At 69.5% G+C, this 26,459-nt stretch carries 24 protein-coding genes and 4 pseudogenes; 4 read left to right on the top strand and 24 right to left on the bottom strand.

The features are described from left to right. Nucleotides 1-66 precede the first annotated feature (66 nt). From AB0N16_RS36760 to AB0N16_RS36775, 4 genes and pseudogenes are all read right to left on the bottom strand, one after another. A complete protein-coding gene (locus AB0N16_RS36760) occupies nt 67-2,565 on the bottom strand; it encodes an ATP-binding protein (RefSeq protein ID WP_365804526.1) in 2,499 nt (832 codons plus the stop codon). 317 nt (nt 2,566-2,882) lie between these two features. Then, nucleotides 2,883-3,206 (bottom strand): STAS domain-containing protein, encoded by a 324-nt coding sequence (locus AB0N16_RS36765; RefSeq protein ID WP_186284954.1) that lies wholly within the window; start codon nt 3,204-3,206, stop codon nt 2,883-2,885. Between the two features lie 185 nt (nt 3,207-3,391). Beyond that, a complete protein-coding gene (locus tag AB0N16_RS36770) occupies nt 3,392-4,240 on the bottom strand; it encodes a 3-hydroxyacyl-CoA dehydrogenase family protein (protein WP_365804528.1) in 849 nt (282 codons plus the stop codon). Nucleotides 4,241-4,392: 152 nt separating this feature from the next. Next, nucleotides 4,393-4,488, bottom strand: a pseudogene (locus tag AB0N16_RS36775) (TetR/AcrR family transcriptional regulator); the annotation flags it as partial. Nucleotides 4,489-4,510: 22 nt separating this feature from the next. On the opposite strand from AB0N16_RS36775, the pseudogene AB0N16_RS36780 reads away from it, so the two are divergent. Together AB0N16_RS36780 and AB0N16_RS36785 are read left to right on the top strand one after the other, a co-directional pair. Beyond that, nucleotides 4,511-4,606, top strand: a pseudogene (locus AB0N16_RS36780) (ABC transporter permease); the annotation flags it as partial. A gap of 13 nt (nt 4,607-4,619) precedes the next feature. Next, nucleotides 4,620-5,192, top strand: a complete 573-nt coding sequence (locus tag AB0N16_RS36785; RefSeq protein ID WP_365804531.1) for a cob(I)yrinic acid a,c-diamide adenosyltransferase — start codon at nt 4,620-4,622, stop codon at nt 5,190-5,192. 70 nt (nt 5,193-5,262) lie between these two features. Here AB0N16_RS36785 and AB0N16_RS36790 read toward each other — a convergent pair. Next, nucleotides 5,263-5,447, bottom strand: a pseudogene (locus AB0N16_RS36790) (hypothetical protein); the annotation flags it as partial. A 44-nt stretch (nt 5,448-5,491) separates the two neighbouring features. Here AB0N16_RS36790 and AB0N16_RS36795 point away from each other — a divergent pair. Then, a pseudogene (locus tag AB0N16_RS36795) lies at nt 5,492-5,638 on the top strand (LuxR C-terminal-related transcriptional regulator); the annotation flags it as partial. 85 nt (nt 5,639-5,723) lie between these two features. Continuing rightward, nucleotides 5,724-7,547, top strand: coding sequence for a glycoside hydrolase family 18 chitinase (locus AB0N16_RS36800; RefSeq protein ID WP_365804533.1), 1,824 nt, complete (start codon nt 5,724-5,726; stop codon nt 7,545-7,547). Between the two features lie 60 nt (nt 7,548-7,607). On the opposite strand, the gene AB0N16_RS36805 is transcribed toward AB0N16_RS36800, so the two are convergent. The 19 genes from AB0N16_RS36805 to AB0N16_RS36895 form a co-directional block, all read right to left on the bottom strand. Next, nucleotides 7,608-8,054: a DUF2550 domain-containing protein gene (locus AB0N16_RS36805; RefSeq protein ID WP_351710512.1), complete on the bottom strand. Its 447-nt coding sequence runs from the start codon at nt 8,052-8,054 to the stop codon at nt 7,608-7,610. Between the two features lie 129 nt (nt 8,055-8,183). Continuing rightward, complete coding sequence (locus tag AB0N16_RS36810) at nt 8,184-8,558, bottom strand: F0F1 ATP synthase subunit epsilon (protein ID WP_351710510.1); 375 nt, start codon at nt 8,556-8,558, stop codon at nt 8,184-8,186. Between the two features lie 113 nt (nt 8,559-8,671). Further along, nucleotides 8,672-10,108 carry a F0F1 ATP synthase subunit beta gene (gene atpD / locus AB0N16_RS36815; protein ID WP_365804535.1) on the bottom strand — a complete coding sequence of 479 codons (1,437 nt, stop codon included), beginning with the start codon at nt 10,106-10,108 and terminating at the stop codon, nt 8,672-8,674. Further along, the gene (locus AB0N16_RS36820) at nt 10,108-11,022 is read right to left on the bottom strand and encodes a F0F1 ATP synthase subunit gamma (protein WP_365804537.1); all 915 of its coding nucleotides are present in this window, start codon (nt 11,020-11,022) and stop codon (nt 10,108-10,110) included. The genes atpD and AB0N16_RS36820 overlap by 1 nt, the downstream gene beginning before the upstream one ends. Nucleotides 11,023-11,043: 21 nt before the next feature. Then, the gene (atpA, locus tag AB0N16_RS36825; protein ID WP_365804539.1) at nt 11,044-12,633 is read right to left on the bottom strand and encodes a F0F1 ATP synthase subunit alpha; all 1,590 of its coding nucleotides are present in this window, start codon (nt 12,631-12,633) and stop codon (nt 11,044-11,046) included. 134 nt (nt 12,634-12,767) lie between these two features. Beyond that, nucleotides 12,768-13,583: a F0F1 ATP synthase subunit delta gene (locus AB0N16_RS36830; protein WP_365804541.1), complete on the bottom strand. Its 816-nt coding sequence runs from the start codon at nt 13,581-13,583 to the stop codon at nt 12,768-12,770. Beyond that, complete coding sequence (locus AB0N16_RS36835; protein WP_351936896.1) at nt 13,580-14,125, bottom strand: F0F1 ATP synthase subunit B; 546 nt, start codon at nt 14,123-14,125, stop codon at nt 13,580-13,582. The genes AB0N16_RS36830 and AB0N16_RS36835 overlap by 4 nt, the downstream gene beginning before the upstream one ends. Nucleotides 14,126-14,162: 37 nt before the next feature. Continuing rightward, nucleotides 14,163-14,411, bottom strand: coding sequence for a F0F1 ATP synthase subunit C (locus tag AB0N16_RS36840; protein ID WP_067003022.1), 249 nt, complete (start codon nt 14,409-14,411; stop codon nt 14,163-14,165). A gap of 76 nt (nt 14,412-14,487) precedes the next feature. Next, nucleotides 14,488-15,321: a F0F1 ATP synthase subunit A gene (gene atpB / locus AB0N16_RS36845; RefSeq protein WP_365804544.1), complete on the bottom strand. Its 834-nt coding sequence runs from the start codon at nt 15,319-15,321 to the stop codon at nt 14,488-14,490. 225 nt (nt 15,322-15,546) lie between these two features. Beyond that, nucleotides 15,547-16,005 (bottom strand): hypothetical protein, encoded by a 459-nt coding sequence (locus AB0N16_RS36850; RefSeq protein ID WP_365804546.1) that lies wholly within the window; start codon nt 16,003-16,005, stop codon nt 15,547-15,549. A gap of 302 nt (nt 16,006-16,307) precedes the next feature. Then, a complete protein-coding gene (locus tag AB0N16_RS36855) occupies nt 16,308-17,675 on the bottom strand; it encodes an MraY family glycosyltransferase (RefSeq protein WP_365804548.1) in 1,368 nt (455 codons plus the stop codon). 125 nt (nt 17,676-17,800) lie between these two features. Then, on the bottom strand, nt 17,801-19,069 hold the full coding sequence (gene glyA, locus AB0N16_RS36860; protein ID WP_365804550.1) for a serine hydroxymethyltransferase: 1,269 nt from the start codon (nt 19,067-19,069) through the stop codon (nt 17,801-17,803). A gap of 84 nt (nt 19,070-19,153) precedes the next feature. Then, nucleotides 19,154-19,837: a protein-tyrosine-phosphatase gene (locus AB0N16_RS36865; RefSeq protein WP_360477379.1), complete on the bottom strand. Its 684-nt coding sequence runs from the start codon at nt 19,835-19,837 to the stop codon at nt 19,154-19,156. Then, complete coding sequence (locus tag AB0N16_RS36870) at nt 19,834-20,481, bottom strand: L-threonylcarbamoyladenylate synthase (protein WP_365804552.1); 648 nt, start codon at nt 20,479-20,481, stop codon at nt 19,834-19,836. The genes AB0N16_RS36865 and AB0N16_RS36870 overlap by 4 nt, the downstream gene beginning before the upstream one ends. A 79-nt stretch (nt 20,482-20,560) precedes the next feature. Next, nucleotides 20,561-21,406, bottom strand: coding sequence for a peptide chain release factor N(5)-glutamine methyltransferase (gene prmC, locus AB0N16_RS36875; protein WP_362575517.1), 846 nt, complete (start codon nt 21,404-21,406; stop codon nt 20,561-20,563). Nucleotides 21,407-21,441: 35 nt separating this feature from the next. Beyond that, complete coding sequence (gene prfA, locus AB0N16_RS36880) at nt 21,442-22,518, bottom strand: peptide chain release factor 1 (protein WP_365804555.1); 1,077 nt, start codon at nt 22,516-22,518, stop codon at nt 21,442-21,444. A 108-nt stretch (nt 22,519-22,626) separates the two neighbouring features. Beyond that, entirely contained in the window at nt 22,627-22,851 is a 225-nt protein-coding gene (rpmE, locus tag AB0N16_RS36885) for a 50S ribosomal protein L31 (protein ID WP_190206740.1), read from the bottom strand. A gap of 301 nt (nt 22,852-23,152) precedes the next feature. Beyond that, a complete protein-coding gene (locus AB0N16_RS36890; RefSeq protein WP_365804558.1) occupies nt 23,153-24,286 on the bottom strand; it encodes an LCP family protein in 1,134 nt (377 codons plus the stop codon). 217 nt (nt 24,287-24,503) lie between these two features. Next, nucleotides 24,504-26,333 (bottom strand): trypsin-like serine protease, encoded by a 1,830-nt coding sequence (locus AB0N16_RS36895; protein WP_365804560.1) that lies wholly within the window; start codon nt 26,331-26,333, stop codon nt 24,504-24,506. Nucleotides 26,334-26,459 lie beyond the last annotated feature (126 nt).

Genomic DNA, 26,459 nt, shown 5'->3' on the forward strand with positions numbered 1-26,459 from the left:
TCTTTCGCCCGGGCGGGGGGGCCCCGGGGGGGGCCCCCGGCGGGGGCGGCCCGCCCCCCGACTGTTTCAGATGACCGTGCCGGTCGCGGTGCCGGGGGTGGTGCCCTCCGATGCGCTCGAGGCCGTGACCGTCGGGGTGTCGGAGGTCGGGCCGCTTGCCGAGTCGGTCGTGGTGGGGGTGTCGGTCGGGCCCGGCGACGAGGGCGAAGGCGACTCGCTCGGCGTCGGTGACTCGGTCGACTTCGAAGGGGTCGGCGACGGCGACTTCGAAATCGACCGTGTCGGCGTCGGCGACTTGGACGGCGAGTGGGTCGTACCGCCGCTCGACGAGCTCTTCGTGCCCGTCGGGGTGGCCGAAGGGGACGTCTCGTCCGACGGCGGCGTCGGGTCGTCCGACGTGCCGAGCGTGCCGTCGGGGCCGGGGTCCGTCGGTTTGGTCGTCGTCGTGCCCGTGTGCCCCGTGCCCGACGACTGCTTGGGGTCGGCGCCCAGGGCGCCGTCGCCCGTGCCCTCGCTCGCCGACGGGTTGACGCTCACGTTGTCGGCCGGGTTGTCGGCGTTGTCGTGGGAGGTCATGCCGAGCCCCACCACCGTGCCGAGGACGGCGGTGAGGAGCACGCCCGAGCCCACCGCCACCAGGTTGCGGCGGGCCATGCGGACCAGACCGCCGCGCCGGGCCGGCGGCGACTGCCCCGGGGCGCGGCGGGTGACCAGTGTGTCCGAGATCGGGGAGTGGACGGCCGGGAAGGGCGTCGCGACACCGCCCGCCGGGGATATGGACTCCTCGTGGCGAGCGTCGGGGACCTCGTCGCCCGCCATCGCGGCGAGGCCGGGAAGGACCTCCCCCGAGCGGTCGGCGACCAGCGCCAGCGCCCGCCGGCCGGCCGTCGTACCCCGCTTGTCGGAGAGCGCCCCGCGCAGTCCGATGGAGGCCTCGAGTTCGGCCCGGGCCCGGTCCAGCTGGCCACCGCAGAGCGCGAGTATCCCCAACTCGTGGTGGAAATAGGCTTGTTCACCTACCTCGCCGGCAAGGCGGGCGGCCTCCGCACCGGCGCGCAGCGCGCGTTCCCAGGCGCTCCAGTGCAGCCCGGCCGCGAACGCGGGCGCGGCCGTGCGGGCCAGTCGTACCGGCGTGGACTCCTCGTCCTCGGCCGGGGGCACGGTGGCGGGCACGAGGACCGCGAGCGCGGCGAGGACCGCGTCCGCCTCGGCGCACACCCGATCCGGAGTGACCGAGGGGTGCCCGGCCCACCAGGAGTAGTGCTGGCCGGCGGCGAGGGCCTGGGCTTCGATGTCGTCGGCGTATCCGGCGGCCTCGAGCTGCTGCTGGACGCCCGCGGCAAGGCGGTAGCGGGAGCCGACCGGGGAGACCAGTCCGCAGCCCGCCAGTTCGCCGAGGGCGGCGTCCGCGTGGGTGTCGCCGACCAGGGCGGGCAGATGGGCCTGGTGCGGGACCTCGCCGCCGAGGGCGACCGCGAAGCGCAGGGTGGCGCGGGCGGAGGCGCTGAGGCGGGCGGCGAGCAGCGGCGCGGGCGCGGCGGCCTCGCCGAGGGACGGCAGCGGGACCTCGTCGGTCGCCTCGGCGTCGAAGGGCACATCGACCGACATGTCGGACAGCTCGGACGCGAAGACGCCGAGCTCGTCCACGGCGCCCGTGCTGGCCCGCAGCTGGTCGCGCTGGCGCAGCAGCGCGCCGGCCTGGACGAATCGCAGTGGCAGGCCCTCCGACTCGAACCAGAGGTCGCCGGCCCAGTTGGCCTCCTCCTCGCTGAGCACCCGGCCGACCGCGCGCTCCAGGATGTCCACGCCCCCGGCCCGCTCCAGGCCGCTGAGGAAGATCTCCTCGACGGCGGAGTCGGCGGAGGGCGCCGGCACGTCCGGGGTGGCGCCGATCAGGAAGGCGCACTCGGGGGTGGCGTCGATCAGCTCGTCGAGCCCGGAGCCGCCGAACTCGATGTCGTCGAGGACGACGACCGCGCCGATGTCACGGACCAGTTCGAGGAGCTCGTCGTGGTCGGGGCGGTGCCCGGGCGCCTTGTAGACGGCGCGGAAGAGATCGTGGAGCAGGTCCTCGGGCGTGCGGTGGAAGCCGTTGAGGCGGACCACGCCGTCGGGGGCGAGGTCCGAGCAGTCGTCGGCGACCAGGTCGAGGAGCGCGGTGCGGCCGGAGCCCGAGGGGCCGGTGAGGCGGACGGAGCGGCCGCGGGCGAGGAGTCGTACCAGGCGCTCGCGGTCGTCCTGGCGCTCCAGGAGCGGCAGCTCGGGCTGGGCGGGACCGGGCGGTACCGGCGGCCGGGTGGCGCGCTCGTACTCGGCGCGCTCGGCGGCGGTGCGCTTCTCCGGTCTGGCGGGGCGTTCGGTCGGCGGGCAGGGTTCTATCTCGCTGCCGTCGACCGGGTTCACGGTCAGCAGGAAGTCGCCGGAGACCAGTCGCGCCGTGCGGACGAGCGCCGGCGCACTCTGGCCGAAGTCGTTGGTGAGGGATTCCCTCGGCGGGCGCTGGCGCGGCGTGCTGCCGTCGCCGTCATGGCCGTACGCCTCGGGTCCCGGGTTGATCGGGTCCATAGGTTCCTAGCCCCCCAAAAGCGTGGTGTGCCGTGAATGCGGGCCCCTCCCGGCCTGTTGCACACTGCGCTGTCGCTTCTGGTCCGGGCCCGCGCTCGAAGGGTGACAAGGCGACGGGCGACCGAACCCTAAACCTTCGCACAGTATGTACGACAGTCCGGGGTACCGCGCCGTCCAAGACATCACAGTCTCGTGAGGATTGCGCCTGACATGTGCTTGTGCCGCGTCCGTCCGGGTCACCCCCGTCGCCCGGTTCCCGCCGCGCCCCACCCGTTCGCCGCCGCACACCCGTCCCGGTCCGGCTCCCCGGCCGGGTGTCACACCCGGGGCAGCGACTCCACCCCGATACCCCCCTCGATCGCCAGGATCCGGTGCAGCCTGGTGGCCACCAGCAGGCGCTGCATCTGCGGCGGTACACCGCGCAGCACCAGGCGGCGGCCGCAGCGGCCGGCCCGCCGGTGGGCCCCCATGATCACCCCGAGTCCGGTGGCGTCCCAGGAGTCCAGCTCGGACAGGTCCAGCACCAGATCGCCGACTCCGTCGTCGACGGCCGAGTGCAGGACCGTACGGGCGTCCGCCGCGCTGCGCACGTCGAGGCGGCCCCCGACGACCAGCTCGGCGTGGTCGCCCCTGATGTGCATATGCGCTCCCCGAGAGTGCGTGTCCTACTCCGTGAAAGTGATGTCCGGTGATGCAACCTCTGACTGCGTTCGACGGTCAGAGGTTGCCATCTGTAAGCGAACCGATACCGAATTCACCCCCGAGGGTGAAACTCCCGGGACTTGTGCGTTTCGGAGGCGGTTCAGAGGCTCTACGTACTGATGTTTCAGTACGTGTAGAAGCCCTGCCCGCTCTTGCGCCCGATGTCACCGGCGTCAACCATCCGGCGCATCAGCTCGGGCGGGGCGAACTTCTCGTCCTGCGACTCGGTGTAGATGTTGCCGGTGGCGTGCAGCAGGATGTCGACGCCGGTGAGGTCCGCCGTGGCCAGCGGGCCCATGGCGTGACCGAAGCCCAGCTTGCAGGCCAGGTCGATGTCCTCGGCCGTGGCGACGCCCGACTCGTACAGCTTGGTGGCCTCGACGACGAGCGCCGAGATCAGCCGGGTCGTCACGAAGCCGGCGACGTCCCGGTTGACGACGATGCAGGTCTTGCCGACGGACTCGGCGAACTCCCGCGCGGTGGCGAGGGCTTCGTCGCTGGTCTTGTAGCCGCGGACCAGTTCCACGAGCTGCATCATCGGCACCGGCGAGAAGAAGTGGACGCCGACGACCCGCTCGGGGTGTTCGGTGGCAGCCGCGATCTTGGTGATCGGGATGGCGGAGGTGTTGGAGGCGAGCACCGCGTCCGGGCGCACGATCTTGTCGAGCGCGCGGAAGATCTCGTGCTTGACCTCCAGCTTCTCGAAGACGGCCTCGACGACGAGGTCGGCGTCGGCGGCCGCGTCCAGATCGGTGGTCGTGGTGATCCGGGCCAGGGCGGCGTCGGCGTCGTGCGCCTCCAGCTTCCCCTTGCTCACGAACTTGTCGTACGAGGCCTGGATGCCCCCGACGGCACGGTCCAGCGCCTCGTCCGTGACGTCACGCAGGACCACGTCCCAGCCGGCCTGCGCGGCGACCTGGGCGATGCCGGAACCCATCAAGCCGGCACCGATGACGGCAAGCTTCCGTGCCACTCCGCTCCCCTTACACGCTGTTGAGGTATGCCTCTTGGGCGGGACCCTAGCGCTCGTGAGGGGCCGGGAAACCCGGTAAGTAATGCGTGTCACGGTCTCAGGGCGTGAGACAACCGTCACGTCTTGTCAGCCGCACCCCGCGGCACGGTCCATTACGCGCCACGCACGGCGTAGTTGAGCACCTTCTCGCTCAACAGCTCCTCGATGTCGTCGAGGAGGACCAGTACCTCTCGTGACACTTCGCGTGGATCGCACCCCTTGAACAGTGGGACGTACCACATGCTCTGCGGCGCCCTGTCCGCCGTCACCCTCGCGACACTCGCCGTGACGGTGGGCACACGCGTGTTCCGCACGGCCGGTGCGTAACTACGCTGGTCACATGGTCAATCTGACGCGCATCTACACCAGGACCGGCGACCGGGGCACCACCGCCCTCGGGGACATGAGCCGGGTCGCCAAGACCGATCCCCGGATCTCGGCGTACGCGGACGCCAACGAGGCGAACGCGGTGATCGGGACGGCGATCGCGCTGGGCGGGCTGGACGAGGAGGTCGTCAAGGTGCTCACCCGGGTGCAGAACGACCTCTTCGACGTCGGCGCGGACCTGTCGACACCCGTGGTGGAGAACCCCGAGTTCCCGCCCCTGCGGGTCGAGCAGTTCTACATCGACAAGCTGGAGGCGGACTGCGACCGCTTCAACGAGCGCCTGGAGAAGCTGCGTTCCTTCATCCTCCCGGGCGGCACCCCGGGCGCGGCCCTGCTCCACCAGGCCTGCACGGTCGTGCGACGGGCCGAGCGGTCGACATGGGCCGCGCTGGAGGCACACGGGGAGGTGATGAACCCGCTCACCGCGACCTACCTCAACCGCCTCTCGGACCTGCTCTTCATCCTGGCGCGCACGGCGAACGCGGGGGTCGGGGATGTGCTGTGGGTTCCGGGCGGAGAACGCTGACGAAAACCGCCTACTGCCGGGGCCGGCGGTTGGAGCGCTGAGGCGGCCCGCTGGCGCGCAGGAGACCGTCCGCCATGAGGACCGTCCGCAGCCACAGGCGGCCCTCGTGGCGGGCGCGCGCCATGCCGTAGCGGGGCGGCTTCGGGGGCGCGGGGCCCCGGCCGGGCGGTGGGCGGCGTGGCCGTCCAGCCAGCGGATCGTGTGGTGGCCGTAGGCGAGGGTGAAGCCGACGCAGAGGGCCGCCAGGCCGTGTTCCCCATTCGGTCTGCCTCCAGGCTTCCGGCGGGACCCGCCCGACACGTCGCGAGATGGCCGAGGCCACGGTGAAGACACACGTCAGCCGGTTGCCGGCCAAGCTGGAGCTGCGCAGCCGGGTTCAAGCTGCGGTGCTTGCGCAGGAGTTGGGGATCCGGTCCCGTTTCAGCAGAGTGGTCCAGACCTATTGACCGGTGGTCCAGACCTTTCTATTCTCGCGGCACTGTGGGCGCGAAGGCTCAGTCGTGCCCCCCAACTCCCCATAGGAGGCGCACGATGCGCTTCAGACACAGAGCCGCGGCAGGGTTCGCGACCCTGTTGCTCCCGCTGGCCGGCCTGGTCGGCCTCGCAGGCCCCGCCCAGGCCGCGACGACCGCCACCGCCACCTACACCAAGACCTCGGACTGGGGCACCGGCTTCGGCGGCCAGTGGACCGTCAAGAACACCGGTACCACGTCGATCAGCTCCTGGACCGTCGAGTGGGACTACCCCTCCGGGACCTCGGTCACCTCCGCCTGGGACGCGGACGTCACCTCCTCCGGCACCCACTGGACCGCCAAGAACAAGTCCTACAACGGCTCCATCGCCCCCGGCGCCTCGGTCTCCTTCGGCTTCAACGGCGCGGGCTCCGGCTCCCCGACCAACTGCCTGCTCAACGGCGCCAGTTGCGACGGCGGCACCACCGTCCCCGGTGACGCGGCGCCCTCCGCGCCCGGCACCCCGACCGCGTCCGGCACCACCGACACCTCGGTGAAGCTGAGCTGGTCCGCCGCCACCGACGACAAGGGCGTCAAGAACTACGACGTGCTGCGCGACGGCAAGGTCGTCTCCACGGTGACCACCACCTCGTACACCGACACGGGTCTCACGGCCGGCACCGACTACTCCTACACCGTCCAGGCCCGCGACACCGCGAACCAGACCGGTCCGGTCAGCGGCGCGGTCTCGGTGCACACCACCGGCGGGACGACCACTCCCCCGACCACCGGCTCCAAGGTCAAGCTGGGCTACTTCACCGAGTGGGGCATCTACGGCCGCAACTACCAGGTCAAGAACCTGGTGACGTCCGGCTCCGCGGCGAAGATCACCCACATCAACTACGCCTTCGGCAACGTCACCAACGGGCAGTGCGCGATCGGTGACGCCTACGCCGACTACCAGAAGACGTTCACCGCCGACCAGTCGGTCAGCGGCGTCGCCGACACCTGGGATCAGCCACTGGCCGGCAACTTCAACCAGCTGCGCGAGCTGAAGGCCAAGTACCCGAACATCAAGATCCTGTGGTCCTTCGGCGGCTGGACCTGGTCCGGCGGCTTCGCCCAGGCCGCGGCCAACCCGACCGCGTTCGCCGACTCCTGCTACAACCTGGTCGAGGACCCGCGCTGGGCCGATGTCTTCGACGGCATCGACATCGACTGGGAGTACCCGAACGCCTGCGGGCTGAGCTGCGACACCAGCGGGGCCGCGGCCTACAAGAACCTGATGGCCGCGCTGCGCGCCAAGTTCGGTTCGAACAACCTGGTCACCGCGGCCACCACCGCGGACGGCACCTCGGGCGGCAAGATCGACGCCGCGGACTACGCGGGGGCGGCCCAGTACGTCGACTGGTACAACGTGATGTCGTACGACTTCTTCGGCGCCTTCGACGCGGACGGCCCGACCGCCCCGCACTCGCCGCTCACCACGTACACCGGCATCCCGACGCCCGGCTTCACCACGGCCGACGCGATCGCCAAGTTCAAGTCGAAGGGCGTCCCCGCGAGCAAGCTGCTGATCGGCATCGGCTTCTACGGCCGCGGCTGGACGGGCGTGACGCAGGACGCTCCGGGCGGTACGGCCACCGGTCCGGCGCCGGGCACCTACGAGCAGGGCATCGAGGACTACAAGGTACTCAAGACCTCCTGCCCCGCCACCGGCACCGTCGCGGGCACGGCGTACGCGCACTGCGGCAGCAACTGGTGGTCCTACGACACCCCCTCGACGATCGCCGGGAAGATGAGCTGGGCCAAGTCCCAGGGCCTCGGCGGCGCGTTCTTCTGGGAGTTCAGCGGTGACACCAGCAACGGCGAGCTGGTGAGCGCCATCAACTCGAACCTGTAGCAACCCACCGGAGCCACATTCGCCCTCCCCCACACTTCGTCCGGGGGAGGGTGAATGTGGCTACGCCACGTTCACCCGCTGACCGGGCGGGGCTGCCTCCAGCCACGCGAGGAATCCGGTCAGCGCGTCGTCGCTCATGGCGAGTTCCAGGCGGGTGCCCCGATGGACACAGGTGAGGATCACGGCGTCGGAGAGCAGGGCCAGTTCCTCCTCGCCCTCCGGGAGGCGGCGGCCGGCCACCTCGATCCGGTCGCGTTCCAGGACCCGGCGGGGGCGGTAGGCGTAGGAGAAGACCCGGTACCACTCGACGCTGTCGCCGTTGTAGCGGGCGACACCGTAGCTCCAGCCCTTGCCACTGGTGTCCGTCTTCTCGGGGACGTCCCAGCGCAGCGAACAGTCGAAGGTGCCGCCGGAGCGCTGGATCAGTCTGCGCCGCAGTCCGAACAGGAAGAGTCCCACCACCACGAGCGCGACCACGATTCCGCACACAGTCAGAGCGAGGACCATCGGCACCGACCTCCTCGTCTCCTAGGTAATGGAACGTAAAAAGACCCAGATCTACCTCAGCCGCGGCTGGGACCGGATGGCTCCGGCCCCAGCCGCGGCTGAGTTACGTCAACGCATACGCGCAGTGTGTCAGCGCGACGTCGCCGCCCGCAGACGAACGTCGGCGCGTCGCTCGGCGGTGGCGTCGCCCTCCGCCTTCGCGCGCTCCAGCTCCCGCTCCGCGCGCTGGACGTCGATCTCGTCCGACAGCTCGGCGATCTCGGCCAGCAGCGACAGCTTGTTGTCCGCGAACGAGATGAAACCGCCGTGCACCGCGGCGACGACCGTCCCACCTTCACTCGTACGGATGGTCACCGGGCCCGACTCCAGCACACCCAGCAGCGGCTGGTGACCGGGCATGACGCCGATGTCGCCGGACGTGGTGCGCGCGACGACCAGGGTCGCCTCGCCGGACCAGACCTGACGGTCGGCGGCGACCAGCTCGACATGCAGCTCAGCAGCCAAAGGTGGCTCCTCGGGTCACCACCCGGTGGGATCACCGGGTGTTGGATACAAGTCTAATGGGCGTGAGTGAGGGGGCGGGACGCGCCCGCCCCCTCACACGAACTCAGGCGAGTTCAGGAGACGCCCAGCTCCTTGGCGTTGGCCTTGAGGTCCTCGATGCCACCGCACAGGAAGAACGCCTGCTCCGGGAAGTGGTCGTACTCACCGTCGATGATCGCGTTGAACGCCACGATCGACTCGTCCAGCGGCACGTCCGACCCGTCGACGCCGGTGAACTGCTTGGCGACGTGGGTGTTCTGGGACAGGAAGCGCTCCACGCGACGGGCGCGGTGGACGACGAGCTTGTCCTCCTCGCCGAGCTCGTCGATACCGAGGATCGCGATGATGTCCTGGAGGTCCTTGTACTTCTGCAGGACCGTCTTGACGCGCATGGCGGTGGCGTAGTGGTCCGCCGCGATGTAGCGCGGGTCCAGGATCCGGGACGTGGAGTCCAGCGGGTCCACGGCCGGGTAGATGCCCTTCTCGGAGATCGGACGGGACAGCACCGTCGTCGCGTCGAGGTGGGCGAAGGTGGTGGCCGGGGCCGGGTCGGTCAGGTCGTCCGCGGGCACGTAGATCGCCTGCATCGAGGTGATCGAGTGACCGCGGGTCGAGGTGATGCGCTCCTGGAGGAGACCCATCTCGTCGGCCAGGTTCGGCTGGTAGCCCACCGCGGAGGGCATCCGGCCGAGCAGGGTCGAGACCTCGGAACCGGCCTGCGTGAAGCGGAAGATGTTGTCGATGAAGAACAGCACGTCCTGCTTCTGCACATCGCGGAAGTACTCCGCCATGGTCAGACCCGCGAGGGCCACGCGCAGACGGGTGCCCGGGGGCTCGTCCATCTGGCCGAAGACCAGGGCGGTCTTGTCGATGACGCCCGAGTCGGCCATCTCCTCGATGAGGTCGTTGCCCTCACGGGTGCGCTCGCCGACACCGGCGAACACGGAGACACCGTCGTGGTTGTTGGCGACGCGGTAGATCATCTCCTGGATGAGCACCGTCTTGCCGACGCCGGCACCGCCGAACAGACCGATCTTGCCACCCTTGACGTACGGGGTGAGCAGGTCGATGACCTTGACGCCGGTCTCGAACATCTCGGTCTTCGACTCGAGCTCGTCGAAGTTCGGGGCCTTGCGGTGGATGGACCAGCGCTCGCCCGTGTACTGCTCGTCGACGTTCAGTACCTCACCGAGGGTGTTGAACACCTTGCCCTTGGTGAAGTCGCCGACCGGGACGGTGATGCCGTCGCCGGTGTCGACGACCGGGGCCTGGCGGACCAGACCGTCGGTGGGCTGCATGGAGATGGTGCGGACCAGGCCGTCACCCAGGTGCTGGGCGACCTCCAGGGTCAGCGTCTTCTTCTCGCCGGCGTTGGCCGGGTCGGCCACCTCGACGTGCAGAGCGTTGTAGATCTCCGGCATCGCGTCGACGGGGAACTCCACGTCGACGACCGGGCCGATGACCCGGGCGACGCGGCCCGTGGCCGTCGCGGTCTCAACAGTGGTGGTCATTAGCGGTCACTCCCCGCGGTCGCGTCGGCCAGGGCGCTGGCGCCACCGACGATCTCGCTGATTTCCTGGGTGATTTCGGCCTGGCGGGCCGCGTTGGCAAGCCGGGAGAGCGTGTTGATCAGCTCGCCCGCGTTGTCGGTCGCCGACTTCATCGCGCGCCGCGTGGCGGCGTGCTTCGAAGCGGCCGACTGGAGGAGCGCGTTGTAGATACGGCTCTCCACATAGCGCGGCAGAAGGGCGTCGAGGACGTCCTCCGCCGAGGGCTCGAAGTCGTACAGCGGGAGGATCTCGCCCGGGGGCCTCTCCTCCGCGACCTCTTCGAGGCGCAGCGGCAGCAGTCGGGCGTCAAGCGCCGTCTGCGTCATCATCGACACGAACTCGGTGTAGACGATGTGGAGTTCGTCCACACCGCCGTCCGCCGTGTCCGTCTCGATGGCCTCGATCAGAGGCGCCGCGACCTTCTTGGCGTCCGCGTACGAGGGCTCGTCGGTGAAGCCCGACCACGACTCCACGACCTTGCGCTCGCGGAAGTTGTAGTGGGCCAGACCACGGCGGCCGACGATGTAGGTGTCGACCTCCTTGCCCTCCGCCTCAAGACGCGCCGTCAGCTGCTCGGCGGACTTGATGGCGTTGGAGTTGAAGGCACCGGCCAGACCGCGGTCGCTCGTGAGGAGCAGGACCGCGGCACGGGCCGGGTTCTCCGCCTCCGTGGTGAGCGGGTGCTTGGTGTTCGAACCCGTACCGACCGCCGTGACCGCGCGGGTGAGCTCGGTCGCGTACGGCGCGGAGGCCCGCACCTTGCGCTGTGCCTTGACCACGCGCGAGGCGGCGATCATCTCCATCGCCTTGGTGATCTTCTTGGTCGCGGTGACGGATCGGATGCGACGCTTGTAGACCCGGAGCTGGGCTCCCATGAGTCAGGTCCCTTCCTTACGTCACTTGGCCGCGGCCGGGGCGTCCTCGCCGAGAAGCTTGCCGTCCGAGGTCTCGAACTGCTTCTTGAACTCGGCGATCGCGTCGGCAACAGCGGTGAGGGTGTCGTCCGACATCTTGCCGCCCTCCTTGATGGAGGTCATGAGGCCCTGCTCCTTGCGGTGCAGGTACTCGAGCAGCTCCTTCTCGAAGCGGCGGATGTCGGAGACCGGGACGTCGTCCATCTTGCCGGTGGTGCCGGCCCACACGGAGACGACCTGGTCCTCGGTCGGCATCGGCTGGTACTGAGCCTGCTTCAGCAGCTCGACCAGTCGGGAACCACGCTCCAGCTGCGACTTCGACGCGGCGTCCAGGTCGGAACCGAAGGCGGCGAACGCCTCCAGCTCACGGTACTGGGCGAGGTCCAGACGGAGGCGGCCGGAGACCTGCTTCATCGCCTTGTGCTGCGCGGAACCACCGACTCGGGAGACGGAGATACCGACGTTCAGCGCGGGGCGCTGACCGGCGTTGAACAGGTCCGACTCCAGGAAGCACTGGCCGTCGGTGATGGAGATGACGTTGGTCGGGATGAACGCCGAGACGTCGTTGGCCTTGGTCTCGACGATCGGCAGACCGGTCATCGAACCGGCGCCCATGTCGTCGGAGAGCTTGGCGCAGCGCTCCAGCAGACGGGAGTGCAGGTAGAAGACGTCACCCGGGTAGGCCTCACGGCCCGGCGGGCGGCGCAGCAGCAGGGAGACGGCGCGGTAGGCGTCGGCCTGCTTCGAGAGGTCGTCGAAGATGATGAGGACGTGCTTGCCGTCGTACATCCAGTGCTGGCCGATGGCCGAGCCGGTGTACGGCGCCAGGTACTTGAAGCCGGCCGGGTCGGACGCCGGGGCGGCGACGATGGTCGTGTACTCCAGCGCGCCGGCCTCCTCGAGGGCGCCACGCACGGAGGCGATGGTCGAGCCCTTCTGGCCGATGGCGACGTAGACGCAGCGGACCTGCTTCTTCGGGTCGCCCGAGCGCCAGTTGTCGCGCTGGTTGATGATCGTGTCGACGGCCAGGGCGGTCTTGCCGGTCTGACGGTCACCGATGATCAGCTGACGCTGACCGCGGCCGACCGGGGTCATGGCGTCGACGGCCTTGTAGCCGGTCTCCATCGGCTCGTGCACCGACTTACGGGCCATGACGCCCGGAGCCTGCAGCTCCAGGGCACGGCGGCCGGACGTCTCGATCTCACCGAGGCCGTCGATCGGGTTGCCGAGCGGGTCGACGACGCGGCCGAGGTAGCCCTCGCCCACCGCGACGGAGAGGACCTCACCGGTGCGGTGCACCGGCTGACCCTCCTCGATGCCGCTGAACTCACCGAGGACGATGGCGCCGATCTCGCGCTCTTCCAGGTTGAGCGCGAGGCCGAGGGTGCCGTCCTCGAACTTCAGCAGTTCGTTGGCCATGGCCGAGGGCAGGCCCTCGACCTTCGCGATGCCGTCGCCGGCAAGGGTGACCGTACCGACCTCCTCGCGCGAGGCCGCGTCCGGCTTGTACGACTGGACGAAGTTCTCCAGCGCGTCCCGGATCTCCTCCGGCCGGATCGTGAGCTCCGCCATCTGGGTTCCCTGCTCTCCTTGTTGGGCCCGAAGTTTCACTTGGGGGGTCTGGGGGCGACCCCCAGGATTCTTCATGTACGGCCCAACCCGGGCCGTCGTAAGTACGTACTGCTTTGTTCTCGACTACCGAGGTGCTAGCTCGCCATGCGGCGGGCCGCGTCCTCCAGCCGGTCCGCGATCGAACCGTTGATGATCTCGTCACCGACCTGCACCCGGATCCCGCCGACGACCTCGGGGTCGACGTCGAGGTTGAGGTGCATCGTGCGGCCGTAGAGCTTCGCGAGGGCGGCGCCCAGGCGTCGCTTCTGCGGCTCGCTCAGCGGCACCGCCGAGGTGACGACGGCGACGACGCGGCTGCGGCGCTCCGCGGCGAGCTTGGAGAGGGCCTCCAGGCCCGCTTCCAGGCTACGTCCCCGCGGCACGGTCACAAGGCGCGTGACCAGACGCTCGGTGACCGGCTTGGCGCGACCGCCGAGCAGCCGGTGCAACAGCTCGGTCTTCGCGGCGACGGTGGCCTTGCGGTCGGTGAGCGCGGCGCGCAGCTCGGTGCTGGAGGAGACGATCCGGCCGAAGCGGAACAGCTCGTCCTCGGCGTCGTCCAGCGTGCCGGACTTCTCCGCGGCCGTGAGGTCGGCGGTGTTCGCCAGCTCCTCCAGCGCGTCCACCAGGTCGCGGGACTGCGACCAGCGGGACCGGACCAGGCCGGAGACCACGTCGGCGGTGGACTCGCCGACCTGGCCGCCGATCAGGCGCCGGGCCAGCTCGGCCTTGGCCTCGCCGGACTGCGCCGGGTCGGTGAGGACCCGGCGCAGGCCACCCTCGCGGTCGAGCAGCGTGGTGACGGCCGCCAGCTCGTCCGCGAGCCGCGTCGCGTCCACGGACGTCGAGTCCGTCAGCGCGTCGAGACGCTCACGTGCGGCTGCCAGTGCGTCGCGGCTCGCTCCGTTCATCGGGCCGCCTCGGCCTTCTCCTCAAGCTCGTCGAGGAAGCGGTCGATCACGCGGCTCTGCCGGGCGTGGTCCTCCAGGGACTCGCCGACCAGCTTGCCGGCCAGGTCGGTGGCCAGCTGACCCACGTCCTGACGCAGCGACTGCGCGGCGGACTTGCGGTCGGCCTCGATCTGGGCGTGACCGGCGGCGACGATCTCCTCACGCTGCCGCTGGCCCTCGGCGCGCATCTCGGCGATGAGGGTGGCGCCCTGCTCCTGAGCCTCCTGGCGCAGGCGCGCGGCCTCGTGCCGGGCCTCGGCCAGCTGCGCCTTGTACTGCTCAAGGACGCTCTGGGCCTCGGTCTGCGCGGCCTCGGCCTTCTCGATACCGCCCTCGATCGCCTCGCGGCGCTGCTCCAGAACCTTGTTGATGTTCGGAAGGAGCTTCTTGGCGAGGAAGCCGAAGACGATGACGAAGGCGATGAGGCCGATGACGAGCTCTGGGATCGGCGGGATGAGGGGGTTCTCGGCCTCCTCCGCCGCCAGCTGAACCAGGGGGCTCATATCTGTGCCTTTCGTCTAAACGTGCGCTGCGGTCGGGTCAGGAGGCCGGGTAGACGAACGGCATGACCAGACCGATCAGGGCGAGCGCCTCACAGAAGGCGAAGCCGAGGATCTGGTTGGCGCGGATCAGGCCGGCCGCCTCGGGCTGACGGGCGAGGGCCTGGGTGCCGTTACCGAAGATGATGCCGACGCCGACGCCCGGGCCGATCGCGGCGAGGCCGTAACCGATGGAGCCGAGGTTGCCCTTGATCTGGACAGCGGCCAGGGTCTCGTGCAGAACGGACATGCCGGTTCTTCCTTCTCTTTCAATGACCGGTGGGGGTTGGCCACCGGATGCCTGGGGTGGGTGGTCGGGTTGGCGCTCAGTGGGACTCGGCGAGCGCGCCCTGGATGAAGCTGCAGGTCAGCAGTACGAAGACGTATGCCTGGACAGCCTGGATGAAGAGCTCGAAGGCGGTCATCACGAGGACCATCACGAACGAGACACCGGAGTAGGCGATGCCGACGCCGTTGAGCATGTACCAGCTGGCAACCGTGAAGAGCAGCAGCAGGGTGTGGCCGGCGAACATGTTCGCGAAGAGCCGGACGGCGTGGGTGAAGGGCCGCACGAGCAGGTTCGAGAAGAGTTCGATCGTCATCGAGAGCGGAAGGACCGCGCCGAGCGACTTGTCGTAGCCGGTGAAGTTCTTGAAGGCGCCGACGAAGCCGTGCCGCTTGAAGGTCAGCGAGACCCACAGGATGTAGACGATCGCGGCCAGGGCGGCGGGGTACGAGATGATCGCGGTCACCGGGAACTGGGCGATCGGGATGATCGACCAGAGGTTCATCATCCAGATGAAGAAGAAGAGCGAGACGACGAGCGGGACGTACTTCTCGCCTTCCTTCTTGCCGATGGTCTCGTAGACGACACCGCGGCGGACGAAGTCGTAGCCGGCCTCGGCGACCATCTGGAGCTTGCCCGGGACGACCTTCGGCTTGGCGAAGGCGGCCCAGAAGAAGCCGACGACGATGATCGACCCGAGCAGCGCCAGCAGCATCGTCTTGTTGAAGTACACGGTGCTGTCCGCGTCGCCGAAGAGCGGCTTGAACAGGAACGAGTGCAGGCCCGGAGCGACCGTGTCGAATCCGCACCCGTCGTTTCCGAACAGGTGGCAGCTCGTGTCGAAAGCGAGCGTCTGCGTCGGGTCAGCACTCACCGCGGGCTCCTTCAGCGTGGCGCATAGGTACGGCAACCTCGTTGTGTCGGCGCGGCGCATGGCCGCGGTTCGGCACGGGACTGGTGTTTCGGATGTGGGGGCGGCTGGGGGGCATCTCGCCTCGCGATTGAGCAGGCGTCAGCTCAGATGCCCGCGCCCGCGATGCCGCAGTTGGCACCGGACGATAGCAGCATCTCTCGTGCGCCTTTATCCCGGGCCTACCTCTCACGACGAATGCCCCGTCTTCTCGGGCTTGTCTCCCTTTGCGGGAGCACCCGAGGAAGCGGTCGCATCGGGTTCGACGTAGAGGATCTTGGCCTTCATGTGTGCACGGGTCTGGGCAGCGATCCAGGTGAGCGTGGCGGCCACGAGCACGATGGCGAAGGCCCGGGGATTGAACAGCGTCGTGTTCTTGAACGCGGCCATGAAGATGAACAGCAGCAGAAGCTGGGCCGCGTAGAGCATCAGGCCCATCATCTGGAAGAGCTGCGGGAGCGATTTGGCGGTGCGCTGCAGAACATAGAGACCGACCCCCATGAAGAGGATCACGATCACCGTCGCGACAACCGCCCCGATCGCCCCCTTGCCGCCCGCGACCACCCCGCTGACGACGGCAGCGAGCACGCCGACGGCGGCCGTGGGTACGGCGGCCTGGGCCAGGATCCGGGCGTCATTGGACGGCATGGCGGCAACTCCGCTTTCACAGGGGGGCAGGTGTCGTCATGGACGAGCGTAGTCCCGGTCGGAGGGTCGAAGACCTCACGCTGACGGACCGTCGCAGTCGGGTCCGTCGACTCTGTCCGGGGTTCTCGTGAACCGTATCACAAACTATTTGATGAGGTCTTTACCTGGCAGGTGTGCTCACTGTCACACATGAGAGTGAACATGCGCGTCTGAGCGAAAACCAAGCCGTTGTGTCTGGTATTAGGGGGCTTTGCTCCCCCACGACTTGGCAATGCTCTAGTCAGATTCTTACCTTGCGGGGGTCAGCGGGAGGTCTCGGAGGCATGCCGGTCCAGGACGCGCGACCGGGGGCCGATGGCGGTCGCGCCATTGACCCGGCCCACCCCGGCGGTCACCGCGGGACGGTGCCCGTCACACGGTTCCTCGGCCTTCTCCAGGACATCGGGGGCGGCCGCCTGGGCGGCGGTCGCGGCCGTCGGCTCGGCGGCCTCCGGGGCGGGCCCGCGGCGCCGGTAGCGCGGCGGCACGAACCGCTGGGCCCACACCGGCACGCGCGGGGTGAACCGCGGCAGCAGAAGCAGCCCCAGGCCGATCGCGCTGAGGAAGACCACGCCGAGCACGATCCACATCGACGCGGAGTTCACCGAGTACGCCAGCGCCCCGAAGCCGATCAGCGCCGACCAGAAGTACATGATCAGCACGGCCCTGCTGTGCGAGTGGCCGATCTCCAGGAGCCGGTGGTGCAGGTGCCCCCGGTCGGCGGCGAACGGCGACTGGCCGCGCCAGGTGCGCCGCACGATCGCCAGCACCAGGTCGGCGGCCGGCACCGCGATGATGGTCAGCGGCAGCAGCAGCGGGATGTAGACCGGAACCATCTGGTGCACGGCGTTGCGCTCGGACCCGGCGAACAGGTTCATCACGTCCGGGTCGAGCTGGCCCGTGATCGAGATCGCACCGGCGGCCAGCACCAGGCCGATCAGCATCGAACCGGAGTCGCCCATGAAGATCCGCGCCGGATGCAGGTTGTGCGGCAGGAAGCCCAGGCACATGCCCATCAGGATCGCCGCGAACAGCGTGGCCGGGGCGGCGGCCTCGATGCCGTACGAGTACCAGATCCGGTACGCGTACATGAAGAACGCCGCGGCCGCGATGCAGACCATGCCGGAGGCCAGGCCGTCCAGGCCGTCGACGAAGTTGACCGCGTTGATGGTGATGACCACCAGGGCCACCGTCAGCAGGGTGCCCTGCCACGGGGTCAGGGCGACCGTGCCGACGCCCGGGATGGGCAGCCACAGGATCGTCAGACCCTGCATGACCATGACGCCCGCGGCGATCATCTGACCGCCCAGCTTGATCAAGGCGTCGATCTCGAACTTGTCGTCGAGGACACCGATCAGCCAGATCAGCGCGGCGCCGGAGAGCAGCGCCCGCGGCTCGTTCGACTTCTCGAAGACCTCGTTGAGGTTGGTCAGGTGGTCGGCGACCAGCAGACCCGCGCACAGCCCGAAGAACATCGCGATCCCGCCGAGCCGCGGAGTGGGCTCCCGGTGCACGTCACGGGCCCGGATCTCCGGCATGGCCCCGGCCACGATCGCGAACTTCCGCACCGGCCCTGTCAGCAGATACGTCACCGCGGCCGTGATGCAGAGCGTCAGCAGGTATTCACGCACAGGCTTCCCCACAGGTCTCGCTGGCCATCACAGCCCCACACCCTAGCGACGCTCGCATATGTATGGGGACTTCCGGGTAGCGACGATGGTTGCACGCGTGGCTGTGAGGCGGGCGTACAACGGCTCTACGACGCTGCGCCTACCCCGCCTCCACCGGGATACGGCGGAAATCTACCGGTGAGCTCGCGCACCTCGTCACGCACCCTCCCCGGGTCCGTCGCCCCGCGCAGCACCTCCGCCAGCAGAGCCGCGATCCGGGTCATCTCCCCCGCCTCCATGCCCTGTGTGGTCACGGCGGCGGTGCCCAGCCGCAGGCCGCGCGCATCCCCGTGCGGCAGGGCGCAGCTGTCCAGGACGATCCCGGCGGCGACGAGCCGGCCCCGGGCGGTACGCCCGTCCACGCCGAGGGGTGCGGGGTCGACGGTGATCAGATGGGTGTCCGTGCCCCCCGTCGTGACCACCAGCCCCTGGTCCGCGAGGGCGGCCGCGAGAACCCTCGCGTTGGCGACCACCTGATGGGCGTACACGCTGAACGCCGGTGTTGCCGCCTCCCCGAACGCGACCGCCTTGGCGGCGATGGTGTGCATCTGCGCGCCGCCCTGTGTGAAAGGGAACACAGCCCGGTCGAGGCGCTCGGCCAGCTCGGGCGAACCGCACAGGAGCATCCCGCCGCGCGGCCCGCGCAGCACCTTGTGCGTGGTCGCGCACACCACATCGGCGTACGGCACCGGGTTCGGCGCCGCTCCCCCGGCCACCAGCCCGATGGGATGGGCGGCGTCGGCGATCAGATACGCGCCCACCTCGTCGGCGACCTCGCGGAAGAAGGCGTAGTCGATGTGCCGGGGATAGGCGATGGACCCGCACACGATCGCCTTGGGCCGGTGGCTGCGGGCCAGTGCCCGCACCTGGTCGTGGTCGATGAGCCCGCTCTCCGCGTCGACCCCGTACCCGACGAAGTCGAACCAGCGGCCGGAGAAGTTGGCCGGCGAGCCGTGCGTGAGATGACCGCCGTAGGGCAGCCCGAGGGCGAGCACGGTGTCGCCGGGGCGCAGCAGGGCGGCGTAGGCGGCCAGTACGGCGGACGACCCGGAATGGGACTGCACATTGGCGTGCGCGGCGCCGAACAGGGCCTTGGCACGGTCCACGGCGAGCCGCTCGGCGACGTCCACGATCTCGCAGCCGCCGTGGTGCCGGGCGCCCGGATACCCCTCGGCGTACTTGTTGGCGAGCGGCGAGCCGAGGGCGGCCAGCACGGCCGGGGAGGAGAAGTTCTCGGCGGCGATCAGCTGCAACGACGTCGACTGCCGCGCCAGCTCCCCCAGCAGGATCTCCGCCAGTTCCGGATCCTGCCGCCGCAGCGGATCGGCCTCGAGGAGGGTAGGGCTGACCGGCATGACGGGCTCCGGGCGGTCGACGGTGACGTACGTCCAATGTAGGCCCGGGGCCGGTGGGGTGCTCGGTGTGTACGGCGCCTCGGGCTACATCCGCGCCGGGACGCCCGTGAGCGCCGTGACCACGGGGTCCAGGGCCTCGTGTATCTCGTCGCCGATGGAACGGAAGAACGGCAGCGGCGCGCCGTACGGGTCGTAGACCTCGTCCGCCTCCGCCGTGGGGGCCAGCAGCCAGCCGCGCAGCGCGGCCGCCGCACGGACCAGTGCGCGGGCGCGGACGACCACGCCCTCGTGCAGCGGGGGCAGCGTCGCCGGGTCGATCGCGCGGACCAGGCGGGTGAACTCCTTCAGCGTGAAGGTGCGCAGGCCCGCCGAGTGGCCCATGGAGATGACCTGGGCGCGGTGGTCGCGGGTGGCGGTCAGCACCAGGTCGGCGCGGATGACGTGCTCGTCGAGCAGCTCCCGTCCCACGAACCCGGTCGCGTCCGCGCCGAAGTCGGCCAGGACCGCCTCCGCGTTGGCCTCCATGGGCGCACCCTCATGGCCCCAGGTGCCCGCGCTCTCCACGATCAGCCCGCCGCCCAGAAAGGTGCCGAGCCGGTCCGTCACGAGATGGCGGGTCAGCCGCTCGGTGATCGGCGAGCGGCACACGTTGCCGGTGCTGACGTGGAGGATGCGGAAGCTGTCGCGCGGAAGCCCCACGAACGTGGTCGTGATCTCCGATGCGCGCTCCCCGTTGCCTATGCCACGCCCCGCGTCAGGGGCTGTCAATTCGCCACCTCGAGGTCGGGTACGACCTTGCGCAGCTCCTCCGCCGAGATGGCGCCCGCGCGCAGCAGCAGCGGCACCTCACGGCTGACGTCGACGATCGACGAGGGGACGTTGCCCGGGGTCGGACCGCCGTCGAGGTAGACGGAGACGGAGTCGCCGAGCATGTCCTGCGCGGCGTCACAGGTCTCCGGGGACGGGTGGCCGGTGAGGTTGGCGGAGGAGACGGCCATCGGGCCGACCTCGGTGAGCAGTTCGATGGCGACCGGGTGCAGGGGCATGCGCACGGCGACCGTGCCCCGGGTGTCGCCGAGGTCCCACTGGAGGGACGGCTGATGCCTGGCGACCAGCGTGAGGGCGCCCGGCCAGAACGCGTCGACCAGCTCCCAGGCCAGCTCGGAGAAGTCGGTGACGAGCCCGTGCAGCGTGTTCGGGGACCCGATCAGCACCGGGGTGGGCATGTTGCGGCCCCGGCCCTTGGCGTCGAGCAGGTCGGAGACCGCCTCCGCGGTGAACGCGTCGGCGCCGATGCCGTACACCGTGTCCGTGGGCAGCACCACCAGTTCGCCCCGGCGGACGGCGGACGCGGCCTCACGCAGACCCGTCGCGCGGTCGGTCGCGTCATTGGTGTCGTATCGCCGTGCCATGTCTAGCGGGCCTCCTCGTACACGAAGTACACGTACGTCCGGGAATCCCGGGACTCCCGGGGATCGGTCTGGGGGGTGCTCACGGCAGCGCCTTGCGGGCAGTCGCGAAGCGGGGACGGTTGTTGAGGTCCGGGTGGTCGGCCGCGTCGGCCCAGCCCCGCTCCTCGGTGAAGATCCACGGCACCTGGCCGCCCTGGGTGTCGGCGTGCTCGATGACGACGACACCGCCGGGGCGCAGCAGCCGATGCGCGGTGCGTTCGATGCCCCGGATGAGGTCGAGGCCGTCCTCACCGGAGAACAGGGCCAGCTCCGGGTCGTAGTCGCGCGCCTCGGGGGCGACGTACTCCCACTCGGTGAGCGGGATGTACGGCGGGTTGGAGATGACCAGGTCGACATGGCCGTCGAGGTCGTGGAAGGCGTCCAGGGCGTCTCCCTGGCGCAGGTCGACCCGGGAGCCCGCCACGTTCTTGCGGGTCCACTGGAGCGCCTCCTCGGACAGCTCCACGGCGTGCACGCGCGAGCGCGGGACCTCCTGGGCGAGGGCGAGCGCGATGGCGCCGGAGCCGGTGCACAGGTCGACGATGCACGGCTCGACCACGTCCATGGCGCGTACGGCGTCTATGGCCCAGCCGACGACGGACTCGGTCTCCGGGCGCGGTACGAAGACGCCCGGCCCCACCTGGAGTTCGAGGTAGCGGAAGTAGGCCCGCCCGGTGATGTGCTGGAGCGGCTCGCGCTGCTCCCGCCGGGCGATGACCTCCCAGTAGCGGGCGTCGAAGTCGGAGTCCTTGACGGAGTGCAGCGCGCCCCGCTTCACGCCGTGCACGAACGCGGCGAGCTCCTCCGCGTCGTTGCGCGGCGAGGGCACGCCGGCGTCGGCCAGCCGCTGGGTGGCCTGGGCCACCTCGGCGAGCAGCAGGTTCACGCTGGTCCTCCGTGTCGTACTCAGTCGTGCATGCCTTACGCGGCCGCGAGCTTCGCGGCCGAGTCCGCGTCGACGCAGGCCTGGATCACCGCGTCGAGTTCGCCGTCCAGGACCTGGTCCAAGTTGTACGCCTTGAAGCCGACGCGGTGGTCCGAGATGCGATTCTCCGGGAAGTTGTAGGTGCGGATCTTCTCGGAGCGGTCGACGGTGCGGACCTGGCTGCGGCGGGCGTCGGCGGCTTCCTTCTCCGCCTCCTCCTGCGCCGCGGCGAGCAGCCTGGAGCGCAGGATACGCAAGGCCTGCTCCTTGTTCTGCAGCTGGCTCTTCTCGTTCTGGCAGGAGGCGACGACTCCGGTGGGCAGGTGCGTGATGCGCACGGCGGAGTCGGTGGTGTTGACGGACTGGCCGCCGGGACCCGAGGACCGGTAGACGTCGATGCGGAGGTCGTTCGGATTGATCTCGACGTCGACCTCCTCGGCCTCGGGGGTCACCAGCACACCGGCCGCCGACGTGTGGATACGGCCCTGCGACTCGGTCGCCGGGACGCGCTGCACGCGGTGCACGCCGCCCTCGTACTTCAGCCGCGCCCAGACGCCCTGCCCGGGCTCGGTCGCACCGTTGCCGCCCTTGGTCTTCACCGCGACCTGGACGTCCTTGTAGCCGCCCAGCTCGGACTCGGTGGAGTCGATGATCTCGGTCTTCCAGCCGACGCGCTCGGCGTACCGCAGATACATCCGCAGCAGGTCACCGGCGAACAGCGCCGACTCGTCGCCGCCGGCCCCCGCCTTGATCTCCAGGATCACGTCCTTGTCGTCGGACGGGTCCCGGGGCACCAGCAGCAGCCGCAGCTTCTCGGTCAGCTCGTCGCGCTGCTTGTCCAGCTCCTTGACCTCCGCGGCGAAGTCGGGGTCGTCGGCGGCCAGTTCACGCGCGGTCTCGATGTCGTCGCCGGTCTGCTTCCAGGAGCGGTACGTGCCGACGATCGGGGTGAGTTCGGCGTAGCGCTTGTTCAGCCTGCGCGCGTTGGCCTGGTCGGCGTGGACCGAGGGGTCGGCGAGCTTCTTCTCCAGGTCGGCGTGCTCGACGACGAGTTCCTCGACGGCCTCGAACATTTTTGGGCTCCTGATACTGCGTACGGAAGGGAAGGCGGGCGACCAAAAACGCCGGTCCCGGGCGCGCCCCGGTAGGGACACGGCCGTGGACCGGCGAAATGGAGCTCGCTACTTCTTGGAGCCGGCGGCAGCCTTGCCGAAGCGGGCCTCGAAGCGGGCCACACGGCCACCGGTGTCGAGGATCTTCTGCTTGCCCGTGTAGAACGGGTGGCACTCGGAGCAGACCTCGGCCCGGATGGTGCCGGACTGGATGGTGCTGCGGGTGGTGAACGACGCGCCACAGGTGCAGCTGACCTGCGTCTCGACGTACTCGGGGTGGATCTCGCGCTTCAAGGTGTCTCCTAGATTTCGGGAGGGCACCGGGTCGCTACCGCGGGCTGCGGGGCGTGAACCGGGGCCGACGTACCAGTCTGCCAGGGCGGGGCGCATAGCCCAAAACCGGGGGGAGCGGCAGGGTATTCCCAAGGGTGCCGGGGATGGTCGCGCCTAGGGGGATGGCACGGTTTCGTGGTGCGCGAGTGCGGGCCGTCGTGGGTCGTTCGCGCAGTTCCCCGCGCCCCTTTAGGTGGGACCAGCGCAGTTACCTGGGGGCGCGGGGAACTGCGCGAGCAACCCCAACGCACCCGCGGCCGGACTACGACGTCACGACCCCCTTGGCCTGCCCGGTCGCCGTCCCCTTCGTCGCGCTCGCCGGGATCGGTCTGTCGTTCTTCAGGGCCGTCCAGACCTGCTTGGCCTTGGACTCGGCCACGATCACCCGGTTCGGGTTCGCCGGGTCGTACTCGACCGGCATCGTGACCATGCGCATGTTCTTGGAGCCGATGGACTTCAGACCGTTCGCGAAGTCGATCAGGGAGTTCACCGAGCCCAGGTCGGAGTCGGTGGTGACCGTCTTCGTCGCGGTGTCGGCCAGGTCGTACAGCTTCTTGGGGCTGGTGAAGACGCCCACCTGCTTGACCTGGTTGATCAGGGCCTTGACGAAGGCCTGCTGGAGCTGGATGCGGCCCAGGTCGGAGCCGTCGCCGACGCCGTGCCGGGTGCGGACCAGGCCGAGCGCCTGCTCACCGTCGAGCCTGTGCTTGCCGGCCTTGAGGTCGAGGTGGCTCTGCGGGTCGTCGATGCTCTTGGTCGTGGTGACCGTGACCCCGCCCAGCTCGTCGATGAGCTTCTGGAAGCCCGAGAAGTCGACCTCCAGGTAGTGGTCCATGCGGACACCCGTGATGGACTCGACCGTCTTGACCGCGCAGGTCGCGCCGCCCGTGGAGTACGCGGAGTTGAACATCACGCCGGTCGCGGCGGAGTGGCTGACGCCCTGCGCGTCCTTGCAGGCGGGACGGTCGATCAGGGTGTCCCGGGGGATGGAGACCACGCTGGCCCGCTTGTGGCCCTGGTAGACGTGGACGATCATCGCCGTGTCGGATCGGGCGCTGCCGTCGTCCGCGCCGCCGCCGAGCTTCCTGTTGGCACCGGAGCGCGTGTCCGAGCCGAGGACCAGGATGTTCTCGGAGCCGTTGTCGACCTTGGTGGGCCGGTCGCTGCCGAGCGCCTGGTTGATGTCGACGGTCCTGAGGTTGCCGTTGAGCTTGAAGTACACGTAACCGAGTCCGGTGCCGCCGAGAACGAGGATGCCGGCCGCCGTCCAAGCCGTGACGCGGAGCGCCCTGTGGCCCGTGCTGGGGGCCCTGCGGCGACGGCCCCTGCCCCGGCGGCCCGGGACCTTCGGACCGGCCTGGGGTATCGCGGGCTCCGGCGTGCTCTCGGCGGACATGGGCTCCCCTGTTCTCGTACGACTGCTCGGTTACCCCCTGCGGTCAGGGTCAGGCCCGGCGTACCAGGATCATCGGCACGTACCAGACCATCGTCGCTCCGCCTGGTCAGACGGCGAAACTCGGGAAAGGGTTGCACAACGCAGTGTGCCCACCGCGTGGGGCGATGGGCACACTGTGTAGTCGGGCAAGTGGGGCGAACCCCGCTCACCAGGTATTTCAGCCGAATATGTCGTACTGCTGGAAACCGGTACCGAGCGACTTCCTTGTGCCGAAGATCTCACTGGTCGCCTTACCCGTGCCCGGGTAGAGGTACAGCGTGCCGCCGGTCGTACGGGCCAGCAGGTCGGCCTTGCCGTCGCCGGTCAGGTCGCCGACCGCGGCGAGGGTGCTGAAGCCGGTCCAGCCGGAACGGACCTTCACCCGGGCCGAGAAGAGGCCGGTGCCGGACTTGCCGGTGCCCTTGTACAGGTAGAGGTCGCCACCGCTGCTCTTGCGGGCCAGCAGGTCGGCCTTGCCGTCGCCGTTGAAGTCGCCGACGCCGCGCAGCTGGTTGTACTGGCTCCAGCCGGTGCCGACCTTGACGCGGGCGGCGAAGGTGCCGTCGCCCTTGCCCGGGTACAGCCAGAGCGTGCCGCCGGAGTCCTCGGAGAGCACGTCGGGCAGGTAGTCGCCGGTGAGGTCACCGGGGATGATGGTGGCCTTGCGGGTCTTCCAGTTGGTGAAGATCTTCTTCGTGACCCAGGAGCCGTCGGTCTGGGCGCTGTTCAGCGCGAAGTGGTCCCAGTAGACGTCACCGGTGGAGGCCACCCGGTAGACCAGGTCCTGGAAGCCGTCCCGGTTGAGGTCGGCCTGCAGGATGAAGTTCACGCCGCTCCAGTCGCCCCAGGACTGACGGGCGGCCAGCGTAGTGCCCTTGGAGTCCAGCTCGTAGCCGACCTTGGACGACGACTTGCGGGCGAACAGGTCGGCCTTGCCGTCCGTGTAGCTCAGGTTGGTGTCGGCGATCTGCGCGTAGGCGGCCCCGACGTAGGTGCTGACCTTCGTGAAGACGGGGTAAGCGCCCTCGGCGACACAGTCCACGACGCCCCAGGAGACCACGCCGACGATCCGGCCGCCGACGACCAGCGGGCCGCCGGAGTCGCCGTTGCAGGTGGTGGTGGTGCCGGTGTCGGAGCCGGTGGCGGCCTGGCCGGCGCAGACCATGTGGCCCTTGACGAAGTCGCTGCCGTAGGCGTTCGTGCAGGTGGTGTCGGACTGGACGGGCAGCGTGGCCGTCTTCAGCGTCTCGGAGATGTCGTCCGTGGTGGAGCTGGTGCGGCCCCAGCCGTAGACCTTGGCGCTGGTGTTCGCCTTGTAGGAGGCCGTGTCGGTGTTGGTCGTCAGCCTGATCGGCGTGGCCTTGACCGGAGCGGCCAGGGTGAGCACGGCGACGTCGTTGTTGGGGGCGCCGTTCGACGTCACCGTGTACGACGGGTGGTTCCACTGCCGCAGGACGCCGGTGGCGGTGCCGCCGTGCAGGTTGGCGGTGCCGTCGGCGTTGCTGGTGGGCAGCGAGGCGGTGCCGGTGACGACGGCGGAGTCGGTGGTGCTCCACTTGTAGCCCTTGACGCAGTGCGCCGCGGTGAGGATCTTCGTGGGCGAGATGACCGAACCACCGCAGAAGAAGCCGACGTCGTCGCTGGTGCTGGTGGTGCCCTTGTCGTCGTAGTACCAGAGCTGCGCCATCCAAGGCGCCGAGGAGATGGTGGTCGTACCGCCACCGATGATCTTCGGCGAGACGGCCGAACCACTCGCGGTGGCGGCCGGCTTCTTGGTGGTCGTCGTCCCGCTGTCGGCGGTGATCGCGCGGGCGATCCGCTTGTTCAGGACGGTCTGCGACGTCGTGCTGACGGACGGCTTGACCGTGGGCGCGGGCAGGGTGGCCGCACTGGCGGAGGTCGAGATCAGCGCGGCGGTGACAGCCGCCGCGACACCGGCCGCGGCGACGGGCAGCGCGAACCGTATCCGACGTCTGTGCCGACCACTCCCGGACGTGGGTGTACCCACCTAAGTCCCCCCTCGGGATCAGGATTTCGAAATTCGGTCAACTGACCGAAGGCGCGATCCTACACCGAGGAGAGAAACGAAAAAGGACGGTCCCCCGCAATCGCGGGGAACCGTCCTTGTCCTAGG

It is taken from the genome of Streptomyces sp. NPDC051105, assembly GCF_040682795.1.
GTDB lineage: Bacteria > Actinomycetota > Actinomycetes > Streptomycetales > Streptomycetaceae > Streptomyces.